Source organism: Xenorhabdus hominickii (assembly GCF_002632725.1).
Lineage (GTDB): Bacteria > Pseudomonadota > Gammaproteobacteria > Enterobacterales > Enterobacteriaceae > Xenorhabdus > Xenorhabdus hominickii.
Genome location: NZ_NJAI01000003.1, coordinates 366,652 through 382,833, shown reverse-complemented (window position 1 = coordinate 382,833; position 16,182 = coordinate 366,652). Strand labels below are relative to the sequence as shown.

The 16,182-nt window shown below is 41.0% G+C and carries 14 protein-coding genes and 1 other RNA gene; 4 read left to right on the top strand and 11 right to left on the bottom strand.

Annotated features, from left to right (window positions below; genetic code table 11):
• Positions 1–365 precede the first annotated feature (365 nt).
• Both tomB and Xhom_RS11725 read left to right on the top strand, forming a co-directional pair.
• The gene (gene tomB, locus Xhom_RS11730) at positions 366–734 is read left to right on the top strand and encodes an Hha toxicity modulator TomB (RefSeq protein ID WP_069316817.1); all 369 of its coding nucleotides are present in this window, start codon (positions 366–368) and stop codon (positions 732–734) included.
• A 47-nt stretch (positions 735–781) separates the two neighbouring features.
• On the top strand, positions 782–985 hold the full coding sequence (locus Xhom_RS11725; protein ID WP_038238384.1) for an HHA domain-containing protein: 204 nt from the start codon (positions 782–784) through the stop codon (positions 983–985).
• A gap of 89 nt (positions 986–1,074) precedes the next feature.
• On the opposite strand, the gene ffs is transcribed toward Xhom_RS11725, so the two are convergent.
• The 6 genes from ffs to Xhom_RS11695 form a co-directional block, all read right to left on the bottom strand.
• Positions 1,075–1,171, bottom strand: an RNA gene (ffs, locus tag Xhom_RS11720) — signal recognition particle sRNA small type.
• Positions 1,172–1,978: 807 nt separating this feature from the next.
• Positions 1,979–3,259, bottom strand: a complete 1,281-nt coding sequence (amtB, locus tag Xhom_RS11715; RefSeq protein ID WP_069316818.1) for an ammonium transporter AmtB — start codon at positions 3,257–3,259, stop codon at positions 1,979–1,981.
• A 16-nt stretch (positions 3,260–3,275) separates the two neighbouring features.
• On the bottom strand, positions 3,276–3,614 hold the full coding sequence (glnK, locus tag Xhom_RS11710; RefSeq protein ID WP_069316819.1) for a P-II family nitrogen regulator: 339 nt from the start codon (positions 3,612–3,614) through the stop codon (positions 3,276–3,278).
• A gap of 159 nt (positions 3,615–3,773) precedes the next feature.
• Positions 3,774–5,552 (bottom strand): SmdB family multidrug efflux ABC transporter permease/ATP-binding protein, encoded by a 1,779-nt coding sequence (locus Xhom_RS11705; RefSeq protein ID WP_069316820.1) that lies wholly within the window; start codon positions 5,550–5,552, stop codon positions 3,774–3,776.
• Complete coding sequence (locus Xhom_RS11700) at positions 5,536–7,284, bottom strand: SmdA family multidrug ABC transporter permease/ATP-binding protein (RefSeq protein ID WP_069316821.1); 1,749 nt, start codon at positions 7,282–7,284, stop codon at positions 5,536–5,538. The genes Xhom_RS11705 and Xhom_RS11700 overlap by 17 nt, the downstream gene beginning before the upstream one ends.
• A gap of 57 nt (positions 7,285–7,341) precedes the next feature.
• Positions 7,342–7,812: an Lrp/AsnC family transcriptional regulator gene (locus Xhom_RS11695; RefSeq protein WP_069316822.1), complete on the bottom strand. Its 471-nt coding sequence runs from the start codon at positions 7,810–7,812 to the stop codon at positions 7,342–7,344.
• 122 nt (positions 7,813–7,934) lie between these two features.
• Between Xhom_RS11695 and Xhom_RS11690 the strand changes: the two genes are divergently transcribed.
• Together Xhom_RS11690 and queC are read left to right on the top strand one after the other, a co-directional pair.
• On the top strand, positions 7,935–8,987 hold the full coding sequence (locus tag Xhom_RS11690; RefSeq protein ID WP_069316823.1) for a PLP-dependent cysteine synthase family protein: 1,053 nt from the start codon (positions 7,935–7,937) through the stop codon (positions 8,985–8,987).
• Between the two features lie 33 nt (positions 8,988–9,020).
• Complete coding sequence (queC, locus tag Xhom_RS11685) at positions 9,021–9,719, top strand: 7-cyano-7-deazaguanine synthase QueC (RefSeq protein ID WP_069316824.1); 699 nt, start codon at positions 9,021–9,023, stop codon at positions 9,717–9,719.
• Positions 9,720–9,790: 71 nt separating this feature from the next.
• On the opposite strand, the gene Xhom_RS11680 is transcribed toward queC, so the two are convergent.
• The 5 genes from Xhom_RS11680 to lon form a co-directional block, all read right to left on the bottom strand.
• Positions 9,791–10,189 (bottom strand): acyl-CoA thioesterase, encoded by a 399-nt coding sequence (locus Xhom_RS11680; protein WP_069316825.1) that lies wholly within the window; start codon positions 10,187–10,189, stop codon positions 9,791–9,793.
• Between the two features lie 215 nt (positions 10,190–10,404).
• The gene (locus Xhom_RS11675) at positions 10,405–10,797 is read right to left on the bottom strand and encodes a ComEA family DNA-binding protein (RefSeq protein ID WP_069316826.1); all 393 of its coding nucleotides are present in this window, start codon (positions 10,795–10,797) and stop codon (positions 10,405–10,407) included.
• Between the two features lie 148 nt (positions 10,798–10,945).
• The gene (gene ppiD, locus Xhom_RS11670; RefSeq protein ID WP_069316827.1) at positions 10,946–12,826 is read right to left on the bottom strand and encodes a peptidylprolyl isomerase; all 1,881 of its coding nucleotides are present in this window, start codon (positions 12,824–12,826) and stop codon (positions 10,946–10,948) included.
• Between the two features lie 173 nt (positions 12,827–12,999).
• Positions 13,000–13,275 carry a nucleoid-associated protein HU-beta gene (gene hupB, locus Xhom_RS11665; RefSeq protein WP_069316828.1) on the bottom strand — a complete coding sequence of 92 codons (276 nt, stop codon included), beginning with the start codon at positions 13,273–13,275 and terminating at the stop codon, positions 13,000–13,002.
• A gap of 240 nt (positions 13,276–13,515) precedes the next feature.
• Complete coding sequence (gene lon / locus Xhom_RS11660) at positions 13,516–15,870, bottom strand: endopeptidase La (RefSeq protein WP_069316829.1); 2,355 nt, start codon at positions 15,868–15,870, stop codon at positions 13,516–13,518.
• Positions 15,871–16,182: the final 312 nt, after the last annotated feature.

Below are 16,182 nucleotides of genomic sequence, written 5' to 3'. Positions count from 1 at the left end.
GTGACATATGTAATAATGACGTTATATTGATTTTGAAAGTTTCAATAGAAGCTCCTATAATCGCTTCTATGCTATTGCTATAGCATCTACTGTATTAGTATAATTCAGTAATATCTAATGGCACATGTAGATATGACTACTCTTTATAGTAAAGCGCCAAGTTATAGTAAAGCACCAGGCTTTTACCGAAAATAAGCATAAATTAGCCATCCTTAAAATCCAGTTGGCGAATGTGCAAAATAGAGCTTTAATATTAATAAATAATAATCATGTTTTGATAGGCTCTATTCTAAAAGAATGACTATAATAATTAGCATGTATAAGACCTAGCTCAAATAAACCGTTTGTCGTTTACGGAGGTGATTATGGATGAATATTCACCAAAAAGACATGATATTGCTGAATTAAAATATTTATGTGAAAACTTAATTCACGAGGCATTATCAGTTCTGAACCGTACTGATAATCATTGGGCTCACGATCTGACTTCCGAGAACAGCTTAAAATTAAACGAATTGATCGAGCACATTGCAGCTTTTGTCTGGAGCTTTAAAATTAAATACTCAGATAACCACTATCTCAGTACCTTAATTGATGAGTATCTGGATGAAACATATAATTTGTTCGGAAGTGATAAGATAAGCTTTCTTGAACTTACAAGATGGCAGAGAACAAACGAACACTTAACTAACATTCTGTTACATGATTTGAATGTTGCTTTAAGCAAAACCTGATAAATATATTTCTAACTATTTTTTATACCGAACAAGATAAGGCGACCATGACTAAAATTGACTATCTGATGCGTTTGAGAAAATGCACTTCTATTGAAACACTAGAACGTGTAATTGAAAAAAATAAATACGAGCTTTCGGATGATGAACTTGAATTGTTCTACTCTGCTGCTGACCACCGTTTAGCTGAACTTACCATGAACAAACTCTATGATAAAATCCCATCATCTGTTTGGAAGTTTGTCCGCTAAGCTGTTGTGATCAGATAGTAAGTGACTAAGGCCGGTAACTATTATCGGCTAACTGCATAAACTGATTATAGGCTTTAAATTGGTGAGGGCTCTGCCAGCTACATCCCGGCACACACATCCCTTGCTATGGCTGCTTCTTTCCAGACCTGACCAAGTTAACAAGTTAGCGTTGCGGGAGAACTAACAGAGCCCTCATTGACGTTTACTTCAAATTTTGAAGCGGGCATCATTATCTTTCATACATCGCGAAATAGCAAGGCAACTTCATTTGAATGCCGATTTATCACTCATTTTGATGAAAAAACAATCACACATGACGTCTACAAACTAAAACCTCATCTGTCTCAAGATTTTTGGCTTCATCCATATTCACATCCACCTCAACAAATTAGTACGATATCAGTAAACGTAGCAAACAATTAATAACCATACTAAATAATATTCATAGTTCACTTTTATATCATATAAAAAAGCTAATGATTTTTACAATATCAACAAAAGTAAAATACAAACATTTTACTCGCTTTCTAAAAAAACAAAATAACCCCATATATCTGACAGATTTCGAGTTGTATCAAAGCGAAAAAAGAATGAATCCTCAGGAGCATAGCTGGATATGTGATTGGGATGAATGAGATAAGCCAAAAAAGAAGCAATTTAAAAGATGAAAAATATAAATCAATAGATAAAAACGCCACCTATATTATTCACTCTATTTAGAAAATAGTAATAACGTTAATAGTGATAGTCATAAATGCCTAAATGAAAATATTAAGATAAATTTTATTTGTAATTTAATCTATACACTCCCTAACAAATAAAGATTTATTATCTATAATCATTCAGTTATACATTTTTAGCACGCTTACAAAAACAAACCACGTTATGAGGTAGGCATTCAAAAGATAAAACTCGCGAAGGATATATGCCGTAATAACAGTAGTAGGTCCTATTTTGTTACTACGGCATGGGGTTTTCAGAGAGGAAACATGATTAGTTATAAGCACTTTCACCATGAGAAGTAATATCCAACCCTTCTCGTTCTGATTCAATGCTAATGCGTAATCCAGCCAGCTTATCAGCAATCTTAAATGAAATATAAGCAGCTACCGACGACCAGACAATACAAACCAATATACTAATTAGCTGAATACCGAGCTGTTTTAGCATTGTCATGCCTTCAGGAAATCCTGTTCCGCCTAAAATCGATGCAGTAAAAATACTTGTCAATAAGCAACCAACGATGCCACATACTCCATGCACACCAAAAACATCACAGACATCATCAACACGTAACCACCGTTTCAGCATGACCACCCCCCATAAACCAGCAACACCGGCAATCAACCCCATAATCAATGCCCCACCGATCCCAACTGTTGCCGCAGCGGGTGTAATGACGACTAAGCCCGAAATACATCCGGAACATGCCCCTAAAAGCGAAGGTTTCTGACGGAATAACCACTCAGAAGAAACCCATGATAATACGGCTCCTGCCGTTGCCACTACAGTATTCACCAGAGCTAACGCGGCGATGGCATTTACCGCACCTGCAGAGCCCACATTAAAGCCAAACCAACCGATATAAAGGATCGCTGTTCCAATAAACGTCATTGGCAGGCTATGAGGTTTAAAAGCCTCACGTCCTAATCCTGAACGCTCGCCAAGTAAATAAGCTCCAACTAATCCTGCTACTGCCGCATTGATATGGACAACAGTCCCTCCTGCAAAATCCAAAGCACCATCCTGAGCAAGCCAACCTCCTCCCCACACCATATGTGCCATAGGAATGTAGGATGCCGTAAACCATAACACACTAAAAATTAATAATGCTGAAAAGCGGATTCTTTCGCACAGTGCTCCCACAACCAAAGCAACCGTTATACAGGCAAATGCGCCTTGGAAAACAACATGAATCAACAGATAGAAACTGCCACTTAGATCAGTTATGGATATATTTTTCAACATGATTTGATCAATCCCTCCCCAGAAACGGTTTCCTACCTCAAAAGTCATGCTGTAACCGTAAACGATCCAAAGCACACAGACCAATGAAAAACTGACGATCACCTGTGACATTAATGACAAAACGTTTTTACGGTGCAGCAATCCCCCGTAAAACAGAGCAATACCGGGTATCGTCATAAAAAGCACAAGTATGGTATTTATCAGCATGAATACCGTATCAGCTTTATCGAGAGTTTTTTCCGCAGCAAACGCCAATGAAGGCGAACAAGCCACAATGCCAGCTATGAATAAAAGTTGCTTCTTCATTGTTCATTTTCCCCGTTTACAGTGCTGAATCATTCGTTTCGCCCGTCCGGATCCGGACAGCATGCTGTAATTCAACAATGAAAATCTTTCCATCTCCCATTTTGCCTGTAAAAGCAGTTTGTTGAACAACATGGATAATCTCTTCAACACACTCATCATTAACAGCGATATCAATCTTCATTTTGGGCAAAAAATTAACATTGTATTCAGCTCCTCGATAAAGTTCAGAATGACCTTTTTGTCGTCCAAAACCCTTTACTTCTGTGACTGTCATACCTTGTACACCTATATCAGCGAGTACTTCTCGCACTTCTTCCAGCTTAAATGGCTTTATAATGATGGTGATCAGTTTCATTTTTCCCTCTCTGCTATTTTTGCCGTATTTGCGCAAAAGATATTTGCAAGGGATATGCCAAAAAGAAAAAGTGATATTCGATCAATCTGTTATCGGAGGAGATCTTAAAGGAAGGATAAAAAAGAGGAGCAGCAGGTATTGCTACTCCCTATATGCACACTAAATGTGCACAGATTCATTCAAAGTTTCACCAACCTGCTGGAGCTGGTACATTTGGTAATAACGGCCACGCCTTGCCAGTAACTGTTGATGCTGCCCTTGTTCCATAATTGCACCACGATGTAGCACCAATATAGAGTCAGCTTCAATAATAGTTGAAAGGCGATGTGCAATAACGACTAATGTAGTCTGTTTGCGGATCATGCCCAATGCCTTCTGCACTGATTGTTCCGTTCCCGAGTCGATATTCGCCGTAGCTTCATCCAAAATCAAAATTTGTGGAGTTTGTACTAAAACCCTCGCCATTGCCAAAAGCTGTTTTTGACCTGCGGAAAGGGTATTTCCTTGCTCCCCCAATATAGAATTCAAGCCGTCAGGCAAATTACGGACGAATTCAGCTAATTGAACAACCTCCAACACTTCCCATATTTTCTCTTCACTGATACCCCGTCCTAAAGTGATATTATCGAAAAATGAAGTAGCCAGAATTACGGGATCTTGCTGTACCATTGCTACTCCATGGCGCAGCACAGCATGAGAAAGCGAAGATATGGGGCGCCCATCAAGATGAATATCGCCTTGTTGCCACGGATAGTATCCCATAATCAAATTAGCCAGAGTGCTTTTGCCACTCCCTGTATGCCCAACCAAAGCCACAAATCCATGTGAAGGAACATGAAGATTGATATTATTCAAGACCAGTTTGTTACTCCGATAGGCAAAATTTAAGTTTTCAATATCAATTCTACCACTCGCTAACGGCTGCATATCACTGCCATATTTCTGCTGCGGGCTATCCATCAACTCAAACACTCGTTCACCTGAAACCACAGCCTGCTGCAATAATGATTGTTGTGCAGTCAGTTCTATCAGAGGCTCATTCAATCGACCAAGGTAGTTGATAAAAGCGTACAACACACCTACACCGATGACTTCTGTTCCGTTGAGTCCAAATAGTAAAAGCAGACCACACAATACTGCCGCAGAGAAAAAGCTCAGTAATGGTCTCAACAAAATGCCATCTAACCGCAAAGCCTGCATACGAGCTTGATAATGCGCTCGGTTGATAGCTAGCATTTTCTCACCAAAACGAGCTTGCTGACGGAATTGCTGGATTACGGTCATTCCATTTATGACTTCATTAAAACCATCATTGATATCAGCTAGATAACCACGGATCCTTCTCACAATTGGAGTACTGAAATGTTGATAAACCAACATGACCAGCAAAACGGCAGGAAATATTGCAATTGCTACACATGCCATTCGCCAGTCTAAAACAAACATGGCTATCAGCATGGCTCCAATCAGTGCAAAACTACGAAACACAGTAGGGATCACATTTACGAACAGATCCTTAATAACTTCGGTATCGTTCGTTACACGCGATATTAGCTGTCCAACCGGTTGATTATCAAAGGCACTTAATGGCTGACGCAATGCTGAGTCCATCGCATCAGTACGAAGCTGCTGCACTACCCCCACTGATGCCTGATTAAAAAATAAACTTTGATAATAATGTAAAGCAGCAGAAACAAGCTGTAAGACCAAAAATGCGGCGGCAAGCCCACTAACAACATCAAGCGGCAAATTCCCAGTAGCTACCATATTATCGATAAAATAGCTTACAAGCAGCGGTCCGCTCACTTCAGTCAATGCTGCAATCCACGACATCAGTACAGCGATCAGCATTGGCTTACGGTAATTTTTACTGTAAGAAAGCAGCCGCTTTAATGATGGCCATAGCTTGCGCATATGAGTATTAGTCATTTTCTCCATCCAATGCGGCTTCTAATTGTTGGTAATGATACATGTCGGAATACCAGCCAGATTGGACGATAAGTTGCTTATGCTGGCCCTGCTGCGCAATCATACCTTGTTGTATCACCAAAATATTATCTGCTTCAGTTAATGCAGACAGTCGATGTGCACTGATGATAATGGTGCGCTGCTGTCGCCATTGACTAAGATTTTTCATGATTTGATGTTCTGTATGCCCATCAACGGCTGACAGAGCATCATCAAGAATCAAAATCTCTGTATCCAACAACAAAGCTCTGGCGATAGATATCCGCTGTTTTTGCCCACCTGAAAGCATCACACCTCGTTCTCCCACTTCCGTCTGATAACCTTCAGGTAATCGCAAAATATCATCATGTACACTTGCCAGACGAGCAACCTCTTCTATTTGTTTTTGGGTGGCATCAGGCCGTCCTAACGCAATATTGCCAGCAACTGTATCCGAAAATAGAAAAGGAGTTTGGTTTACGATAGCCAACCGTGAACGCCACTCTTCCATTTTAAGGACAGAAATATTCTGTGATTGAAAAAGGATTTCTCCGTCGGAAACATCAAATTGTCGCTGTAACAAGGCAAGTAAAGTACTTTTACCGGCGCCAGTTGAACCACAAAGCCCTAATAACTGCCCTGGATCTAGCTGAAAACGGATATTCTTCAAAACTGGTTTATCATTTTGGGGATAAATAAATGTGTTGATATTCGCCTGCAAAATCCCTCGCTCTGACAATAAGGACTGATAACCATCATCAATCACCAGAGGTTCCTGCAACAAACTACGGATACGTGTATATGCAGCACTCCCTCGTTCTACTATGTTAAACATCCATGCCAATGCCAGCATTGGCCAGATCATCAACCCCAGATACATAATAAAACTGGTCAGCTCACCAAGCGTCATGGAGCCATGTACAACCATCCAACTCCCGCCGCCAACAGCCAAGAGATTTGCAACGCCAACAGTGATGAAAATAGTGGGATCAAAACGGGCGTCCACTCGTGCGACATGCATATTTTTACGCCCAGCATCAATGGCCGCTTCTTCAAACTGATTGGATTGTAATTCTTCCAATCCAAATGCTTTTATCATGCGAATGCTGGTTAAGCTTTCCTGTGCATGGTTATTAAGGGCGGAGAATGCACCTTGAGCAGATTTAAAACGGTGATGCAACTGATCGCCATAACGCTTAATCATCAACGCCATAATGGGCATGGGTAATAGTGATAACAACGTTAATTGCCAACTAATTTCCACACTCATTACGATAAGGACAGCACATCCCATCACTAAGGCATCGACTAAAGTAAGTACTCCCTCACCGGCAGCAAAAACAACTCTATCAACATCGTTTGTTGCACGAGCCATGAGGTCACCTGTTCGGTGACACAAATAAAACTCAGGATTCTGGCTACTCAATCGTTGATAAAAATCACTGCGCAATTTAACAGCTAATCGATAAGAAGCACCAAATAGCCATACACGCCAAACATATCGCAGTCCATATATAACCAACGCGATAATTAACATCATCCCCAACCACACCAATAGCTGATGGGACGACATGGTTTCTGTGCGAATGCCATCAACAATCATTCCAATCATGCGAGGAGGAATGAGTTGCAGTATCGCAATCATGATGAGAAAAATAACCGCACCCAAATAGCGCCGCCATTCACTAATAAAATACCAGCTTAATTGTGAAAATAATCTCACACACCTATTCCCGAGGTAAAAAGTGAAAGAGTGAGCAACTGCCGACCAAAAGGATCTTCATATTACTGAATCTGGTATTGGCAACGCCGTTGTATATTTTATTTTCTCCATTGCAAAGTTGGAGGTTACATCAATCAAGCCAGAAACCCCATTTACCATGCGTTTATAGAAGCGATCATAACTTTTCATATCAACAACTTCTACATGCATTAGATAATCATATTCTCCTGCCATTCGATAAAATGTTAAAACTTCCGGCATCTCTTTTATGAATGCAACAAACTGTTCATACCATTCACTACTGTGCTGCTGAGTTTTAATCATCACTATCACCGTCAGACTAAGCCCAAGTTTTGGACCATTTAGCAAGGCTACTTTTCCAACAATATATCCTTCATCTTCAAGTCTTTTTAGACGTTTCCAGCAGGGTGTAGAAGTCAAATTAACAGCTTCGGCCAGCGTATTCAGAGATAGACTACAATCCTGTTGGAGCAGTTCCAGTAGCTTACGGTCTATTTTGTCTAGCATATCTAAATCCTGTAGAAATATTTCCCAAATATAACGGAAAAACTAAGAAAAATAACAATCAATTTCTCTAGTTGTAAAGGTAATCTATACACCACAACAGTATTATTATTCAGGGTCAATTTATGTCGTCTTTATGGGCTACAAATGCCATAAAAGCTATCCAAGCTGATTATCAACGCAGTGCAGATACCCATCTGATTCGCCTTAATCTTCCTATGTTTCCAGGTATCCACCTTTATCTCAAAGATGAGAGCACTCATCCCACGGGGAGCTTGAAACACCGTCTTGCTCGATCCCTATTCCTTTATGCTCTCACCAATGGCTGGATCAAGGAAGGAACTCCGATTATTGAAGCTTCTTCCGGCAGTACTGCTGTCTCGGAAGCCTATTTTGCACGTTTGCTTGGTTTACCTTTTATTGCTGTAATGCCTTCCTGCACAGCAAAGCGTAAAGTTCAGGAAATTGAGTTCTATGGTGGTAAATGCCATTTTGTAGAACACTCCGGACTCATCTACCAAGAATCAGAGCGTCTGGCACAAAAGCTAAATGGCCATTATATGGATCAATTTACCTATGCTGAACGGGCTACTGACTGGCGAGGCAATAATAACATTGCAGAGAGTATCTTTCGCCAGATGCAGTTGGAGCCATTTCCGGAACCAACTTACATTGTCATGAGTGCTGGCACAGGGGGCACATCAGCGACATTTGGCCGCTACATCCGCTATCAGGGATACGACACCCAATTAATTGTTGTTGATCCGGAAAATTCTGTTTTCTACGATTCCTACCATCAGAATCGCAGCGATATTCGCGCAAATACAGGCAGTAAAATCGAAGGTATCGGCCGTCCACGCGCAGAGCCTTCTTTTATTCCTTCTGTTATCCATGACATGATCCAAGTACCTGACCCTGCCTCTATCGCTACCATTTATTGGCTTGAAAAGTTAATTGGCAGAAAAGCAGGCGCATCAACAGGAACTAATGTCTGGGGTGCTCTACAACTCGCCAAACAAATGCACGATAACAATCAACAAGGAGCCATTGTGACACTGCTGTGTGATAGTGGTGAACGTTACCTCGATACTTATTACAATCCAAAATGGATTAGCAATAATATCGGTGATATCACACAGTATCTAACACAACTACCCAAGTTAAACGGTAATGAGTAACATATCTCCTTCAATTTGCAGAGGTAAGATATTATGAAAAGAGCCGTTGTTGTCTTTAGTGGTGGGCAGGATTCCACCACTTGCTTAATTCAGGCACTCCGTCAATATGACGAAGTTCACTGTGTCACCTTTGATTATGGACAGCGCCACCGAGCTGAAATTGATGTAGCTTGTCATATCAGCACAGAATTGGGCGCCGCTGCTCACAAGGTTCTTGATGTTACTTTATTGAATGAGCTTGCAATTAGCAGCCTGACAAGAGACAACATTCCCGTGCCAGATTTCAGTGCAAGCGAAGAAAGTGCTCTCCCAAATACTTTTGTGCCCGGCCGCAATATTCTGTTTTTAACTCTGGCAGCAATCTACGCCTATCAGGTTGAGGCTGAAAGCGTTATTACTGGTGTTTGTGAAACTGATTTTTCAGGTTACCCTGATTGCCGTGACGAATTTGTCAAAGCGCTTAATAAAGCCGTCAGCCTTGGTATGGCCCGCGACATTCGTTTTGAAACACCCCTAATGTGGCTAAACAAAGCAGAAACTTGGGCGCTGGCTGATTATTATCAAAAACTGGATTTTGTCCGCAGTCAAACTCTCACTTGTTATAACGGAGTTCAAGGTGATGGCTGTGGTGATTGTGCTGCTTGCCATCTCCGGGCCAAGGGATTAAGTAATTATTTAAATAATACTCAATCTATTATGGCCGAGATGAAATCCAAAACACATCTCAATTAGCCAAACCGCTTTATTTAATAAATGATTACCTTTGAGAGGTTCCGATTCCACGAACCTCTCATTTCGATAAATTACCCCTTATATGCTTCCATTTTTTCTCGCAAGTCACCTTCTAAAACGAGTGATTTTTGGGTTTTCAAATCAATACAGGCAAATGTAGTTAAGGCATCTGCAATAATTTTATTATCACCCCTACGTGTAATTTCCTGAAAAAATGTACCGCTTTTGTTACGCAACTCCTGCATGGAAGATCTTACTTCCAATTCATCTGTCACCACTGCGGGATGGCGATAGTTAATATTGATATTCACTACAACAAAACCAATATTTTTACTGTTTAACCATTCCAGCGTGTCATCTTCAGCGAGTAAATCCCATCGAGCAGCTTCCATAAATTCCAAATAACGTGCATTGTTCACATGCTGGAAAAGGTCAATATGATAGCCCCGTACTTTGATAATTGTACTCATTACTATTTTTCCCGTTAACTCATCTGATCAGATCGTGAGATTAACAATAGCAAAACAATTTAATTACAATAGTGTTTAACGAGTTATTCTTGATCAGAATCACAGCCCCCTTGATAAAATGGCTTCCCCCTTCATCATTCAAGTTATCGCTTTGTTGGCTACGCAATCACTTGGGATCTATTGGGTATATAACTTAACAAGAGGGCTTTTAATACTTAGTAAGTTAATTTATCCCGGTTTTTTTCTATAAAAATAGGGCCGATACCTTGAACTTCCTGTAATTGGTCTATCGTCGTAAAAGGCCCATATTTTTCACGATATTCAATGATTGCCTGTGCTTTTTTAGCTCCAATCCCATTAAGTTCTTTCGCTAATTCTTCCGCATTTGCAGTATTGATATTAAGGCTTCCTTTACCTGATATTTGCTGACCAGATGTTATTTTCCCCCCACCTTCCGAATCATTGCTTCCGGTAGTAACTTTATGCTGATTAATCGGTTGCTTAGTCATTTTATCAGTAGAGTCATTTGCCGTAGCAGCGTGAGATAACGGCATATTGATACACAAAGCCATAATAAGTGAGTTGAATAATATCCTTAAATACTTCATATAAATCTCTCCATGTTTTGTTGTCGGAAGAGAGATTGCCATAACAATATTTCAGGACAATAGGCATGATTTAAATATACGAAAGGCCACGAAAGTGGCCTTTTTCAATTGCTATTTTGCAAAAGCAGTTGCGAGTGACTTCGCAGTTTTATTCGATTTGACCGAACTTAATATCAGCTTTATCACGCAAATTCATCATTAATGACTCTAGCATGGTGTTACCTGTTTGATACTGATATCCTACCATAACTTCTTTAAGCTGCTCGTTTGTAATAGAACCTGGGACAACTTTATCCAATTGAATAAACACTGCGTTACCAAATCCGTCTTGGGCTAGTCCATATTCAACCTTGCCATCTTTAGGATGAGGCAAGGTGAATGCCACATCGGTAGCCTGACTGGTTTGTGACAAGCGTTTTATCACAGTGGGTTGGTCAAAATGAATTCCTTCGTCTTTCAACGCCGATTCACTTTTACCTTCTTTCAGAGCTGCTAACAGTTTTTCGCTTTCAACCTGAAGTTGTTTTTCGGCTTTCTGACGCTTGACCAGTTCAGCCACCTCGGTTTTAACTTGCTCAAAAGGCTGGACGGCTTCAGGTTTCACATCATCAATGCGCACAATAAAGGCTCTATCACCTTCAACAGAAATGACATCAGAATTAGTTCCTGTCGAGCCTTTATCATCCATCAAATTGCCAGAGAAAATAGCCTGAATAACTTGGCCGAAGTTAATGTCAGCGGGAACGTGCTCACGGTCGAACCAGTCGGTGGTCACAGCCTTATAACCAGCCGCTTTCTCTGCCGCTGCCAAAGATTCGTTGTCATTGGTTGCAGCATCACTGACTTTGCGTTGCAAAGCAAAGAATGTATCAACTGCTTTTTCCTGCTTAACAATTTTTTCTATCTCTAAGCTTACGTCCGCCAATGGTTTGACTACTTGAGGTTCAATATTATCCAAACGGAAAATAGCATATCCATTGGATAATTTGATGACATTAGAAAATTGTCCTTTCTCAGTCAAATTAGCTAATTTAATCTGCTCAGGCAGAGATTTATCTTCCATCCAACCGAGATCGCCGCCCTTTTGAGCAGAAAATTTATCTGTCGATTTTTCTGTTGCCAATTGACTGAAATCAGCACCTTTTTTTAACTCATCCAAGACCGATTTAGCCGCTGAGTCTGAGTCCTGCTGAATAAAACTGTATTTCTTTTGTTCAGGCTTAGTATATTTTGACAGGTTACTTTTATAATATTTATCAATATCAGCATCAGAGATAGTGATATTTTTCAGTTCATCCGCAGCATCCATCTTGATATAGCTGATTTTAACTTTTTCTGGCATAGTAAAATGCTTACTATTCGCACCATAGTAGTTTTTCAGCTCTTCATCGGTCACTTTTTGCTGTGCTTCGATTGATTTCAACTCAAGAGTCGCGAAACGAACTGTCCTTTCTTGAAGGGCAAGCGCTGCATCCTGTTTGATCTCTGTCGGTAATGCAATTTCCGAACCTGTCAACACCTGCATCAATTGACGATTAATAAGGTCCTGACGGATCTGCTCCGCAAAATTATCAGCACTCAGGTTTGAATAGGCAAGTCGATTCAAATAATCCTGATATTTGCTGTTATCAAATTTCCCGTCGGTCAGGAGAAAAGGCAAATTACGTATTTCCTGAGCAACTTGTTCATCACTAGCTGATAAACCCAGTTTATGGGTATATTGTTCAATCAGCGTTGAATTGATGAGGCGCTCCAATGACTGGCGCCGAAGATCTTGTAATCTCTGTTCATCGCTTAACAGAGTTGAGAATTGATCTCCCAACCTCTCCTGCAATGCATATTTGTCTTGCTGAAATGCTTGCTCTAGCTGAGCTCGACTAATGGTTTGGCCATTCACTTTGGCAGCATAACTACCACTTTCGCTTGACAGGTAGCCTGTTAAACCTGTCACCAAAAAGGTCAGGATAATTATAGCCAACACAATTTTAAGCACAGGACCGTTTGCCGCCGTACGTAGGTTGTCCATCATAAAGACGTAAAACTCCGCTTTAGTGAAAAAGAAACTGTCATATTACGCTAATTCAAACGTTAAGAGAAAAAAAGCGCACCAATTGATTGATGCGCTTATATTCTAACCTATCACCTCTGTTCAGTCAGTACGTTTACTGTCATGGCAAAAGTGAAAGGCCAGTTTTCTATTCATTATCCGTTAACAGCATCTTTCAGTCCCTTCCCTGCTCGGAAAGTTGGTACTTTTGCTGCTGCAATTTGGATTTCCTTGCCTGTCTGGGGGTTGCGTCCGGTACGTGCAGCACGTTCACGCACAGTAAAAGTACCGAACCCCACCAAAGCGACATCATCACCATTTTTCAATGCTTCAGATACAGAAGAAATGAATGCATCTACTACACGTCCTGCTGCTGCCTTGGAAATATTCGCATCAACAGCAATTTTGTCGATCAGTTGTGACTTATTCACTCTTATCATCCCCACTTAGTTTTACCATTGTAACAAAAAACGATTTATAACGAATAACACGGCAGTCAACCGACATACCAATCCTTTCCAGTATTAGCAAGAAATCATGGAACAGCAAAACATTTAATCGGATAATTAGACTAAACCAACTTAATGACACAAAAAAAGGCTGGCAAGTCTGAATGTACTCGCCAACCTAAATTTTATGCACAGTTCTTGAATTAGCTCACTATTTTTGTACTAATTTAGTGATACAACCTCTGCCCCAAATGCTGACTCCAGCAAGGCGATAGATAAAACATCTTCTATGCGCTTAACAGGATGGATCTCCAAATCTTGGATCACATTCTGAGGAATTTCTTCAAGATCTCGTTTATTTTCATATGGGATCAAGACTGTTTTAATTCCACCACGATGCGCCGCCAATAGCTTTTCTTTCAAACCACCAATTGGCAGGACTAAACCACGCAATGTAATTTCCCCCGTCATGGCCACATCAGCGCGAACTGGATTGCCTGTCAAGCAGGAAACCAATGCTGTACACATTGCAATACCTGCACTTGGGCCATCTTTCGGCGTCGCACCTTCAGGTACATGAACGTGAATATCACGTTTTTCATGGAAATCAGAACTGATACCCAGTTTATCTGCACGAGCCCGAACTACTGTCAATGCCGCTTGAATGGACTCCTGCATGACTTCACCCAAGGAACCAGTATAAGTTAATTTACCTTTACCCGGCACACTGGCTGTTTCGATCGTTAGCAGATCACCACCGACTTCTGTCCATGCAAGGCCTGTTACCTGACCAACACGGTTTTCTGTATCTGCACGACCGTAGTCCACTCGCTGCACGCCCAAATAATCTTTCAGATTATCTGCATTGATTTCAATGTGTTTAAGCTGCTTATCTATCATCAGTGCCTTGACTGCTTTACGACACAATTTGGAGATTTCACGCTCTAAGCTACGAACGCCAGCTTCACGGGTGTAGTAACGGATAATACCGATAATAGCACCGTCATCAATGGACAGTTCACCTTTCTTCAAGGCGTTACGTTCAATCTGTTTTGGCAACAGATGACGTTTGGCAATGTTCAGTTTTTCATCTTCGGTATAACCCGACAGACGAATGACTTCCATACGATCCAGCAATGGATCAGGAATGTTCATGGAGTTAGACGTTGCCACAAACATAACATCAGACAGATCGTAATCCACTTCAAGATAGTGATCGTTAAACGCCACATTCTGTTCAGGATCAAGTACTTCTAATAAAGCTGAAGCCGGATCACCACGCATGTCAGATGACATTTTGTCAATTTCATCCAACAAGAACAGTGGGTTTTTAACCCCAATTTTGGACATTCTCTGAATCAATTTGCCCGGCATTGAACCAATATAGGTACGGCGATGCCCACGAATTTCCGCTTCATCATGCACACCACCCAATGCCATACGCACATATTTTCTCCCAATGGCACGCGCGATGGAACGACCCAATGAGGTTTTACCCACTCCCGGAGGCCCCACTAAGCACAGTATCGGCCCCCTGATTTTGCTCACACGGCTTTGTACTGCGAGATATTCAAGAATACGCTCTTTAACGCGCTCCAGACCATAATGATCGATATCCAGCACTTCTTGAGCTTTGACTAAATCTTTTTTAACCTTGCTCCGCGCAACCCAAGGAACTTGAACCATCCAGTCAATATAACTACGCACAACCGTCGCTTCAGCTGACATTGGAGACATCATTTTTAATTTCTGCAACTCAGCTTCTGCTTTTTCGCGCGCCTCTTTCGGCATTTTCGCATCGTCGATCTTGCGTTTCAGCATTTCATATTCATCAGGTGCGTCATCCATCTCACCCAATTCTTTTTGAATTGCTTTCATTTGCTCATTCAGGTAGTACTCGCGCTGGCTTTTTTCCATCTGTTTTTTAACGCGATTGCGGATACGCTTTTCTACCTGTAGCAGATCGATTTCTGATTCCATCATTGCTATCAGATATTCAATGCGCTCAACAACATCAGACATTTCTAAAACCGTCTGTTTATCATTGATTTTCAAAGGCATATGTGCAGCGATAGTATCTGCCAATTTTGCAACATCTTCAATACTGTGCAACGATGTCAATACTTCTGGCGGGATCTTTTTGTTCAGTTTGACATAACCTTCAAACTGATTAATAGCTGTTCTTACCAGAACTTCTTGCTCACGCTCATCAACATTAGGGGTTTCAAGATATTCAACCTGCGCATAAAAATACTCGCCATTATCCGTCAATGTGGTAATGCGAGCACGCTGCAAGCCTTCAACCAAAACTTTAACTGTGCCATCTGGCAGTTTTAACATCTGTAAAACAGAAGCCACTGTACCTACGGAGAAAAGGTCATTGACTCCTGGCTCATCAGTAGATGCTTCTTTTTGCGCGACCAACATGACCTGTTTGTCATGATCCATTGCTGCTTCCAGGCAATGAATCGACTTCTCACGCCCAACAAACAGAGGGATCACCATATGTGGGTAAACCACTACATCGCGCAAAGGCAATACAGGGATTTCTATGCGTTCGGAACGCTCAGGATTCATAGAGCTCTCTCTTCGTTTATGCCCTTCATCTTTCAAGTTGCCTCTTCGTCGGCTGTGCTTATTCACGCCAGTCACTATTAATGCCAGTCACATAATGAGTTATGTTCCCGGAGATTTATTGACTTGCTGCCATAAAGCAACCCGAAATCTATTGGGTACAGCTTTCGCCAGTTTTTAGGAATCTCGTGAAACACGGTTTTCACGAGTTTCACTTCAAAGAATATAAAATATATGGGGACAAGAATCCGACATTCAATAGCCTATACCTGCAAAAAATAAATGAGGGAGAATCCCTCATTTATTTTTTTTCAA

Coding starts and splice junctions, on each gene's coding strand:
- Xhom_RS11725 (WP_038238384.1), top strand. CDS start 782: ATGACTAAAATTGACTATCTGATGCGTTTGAGAAAATGCACTTCTATT.
- ppiD (WP_069316827.1), bottom strand. CDS start 12,826: ATGATGGACAACCTACGTACGGCGGCAAACGGTCCTGTGCTTAAAATT.
- glnK (WP_069316819.1), bottom strand. CDS start 3,614: ATGAAACTGATCACCATCATTATAAAGCCATTTAAGCTGGAAGAAGTG.
- Xhom_RS11675 (WP_069316826.1), bottom strand. CDS start 10,797: ATGAAGTATTTAAGGATATTATTCAACTCACTTATTATGGCTTTGTGT.
- Xhom_RS11690 (WP_069316823.1), top strand. CDS start 7,935: ATGTCGTCTTTATGGGCTACAAATGCCATAAAAGCTATCCAAGCTGAT.
- queC (WP_069316824.1), top strand. CDS start 9,021: ATGAAAAGAGCCGTTGTTGTCTTTAGTGGTGGGCAGGATTCCACCACT.
- tomB (WP_069316817.1), top strand. CDS start 366: ATGGATGAATATTCACCAAAAAGACATGATATTGCTGAATTAAAATAT.
- lon (WP_069316829.1), bottom strand. CDS start 15,870: ATGAATCCTGAGCGTTCCGAACGCATAGAAATCCCTGTATTGCCTTTG.
- Xhom_RS11680 (WP_069316825.1), bottom strand. CDS start 10,189: ATGAGTACAATTATCAAAGTACGGGGCTATCATATTGACCTTTTCCAG.
- Xhom_RS11695 (WP_069316822.1), bottom strand. CDS start 7,812: ATGCTAGACAAAATAGACCGTAAGCTACTGGAACTGCTCCAACAGGAT.
- amtB (WP_069316818.1), bottom strand. CDS start 3,259: ATGAAGAAGCAACTTTTATTCATAGCTGGCATTGTGGCTTGTTCGCCT.
- Xhom_RS11705 (WP_069316820.1), bottom strand. CDS start 5,552: ATGGAGAAAATGACTAATACTCATATGCGCAAGCTATGGCCATCATTA.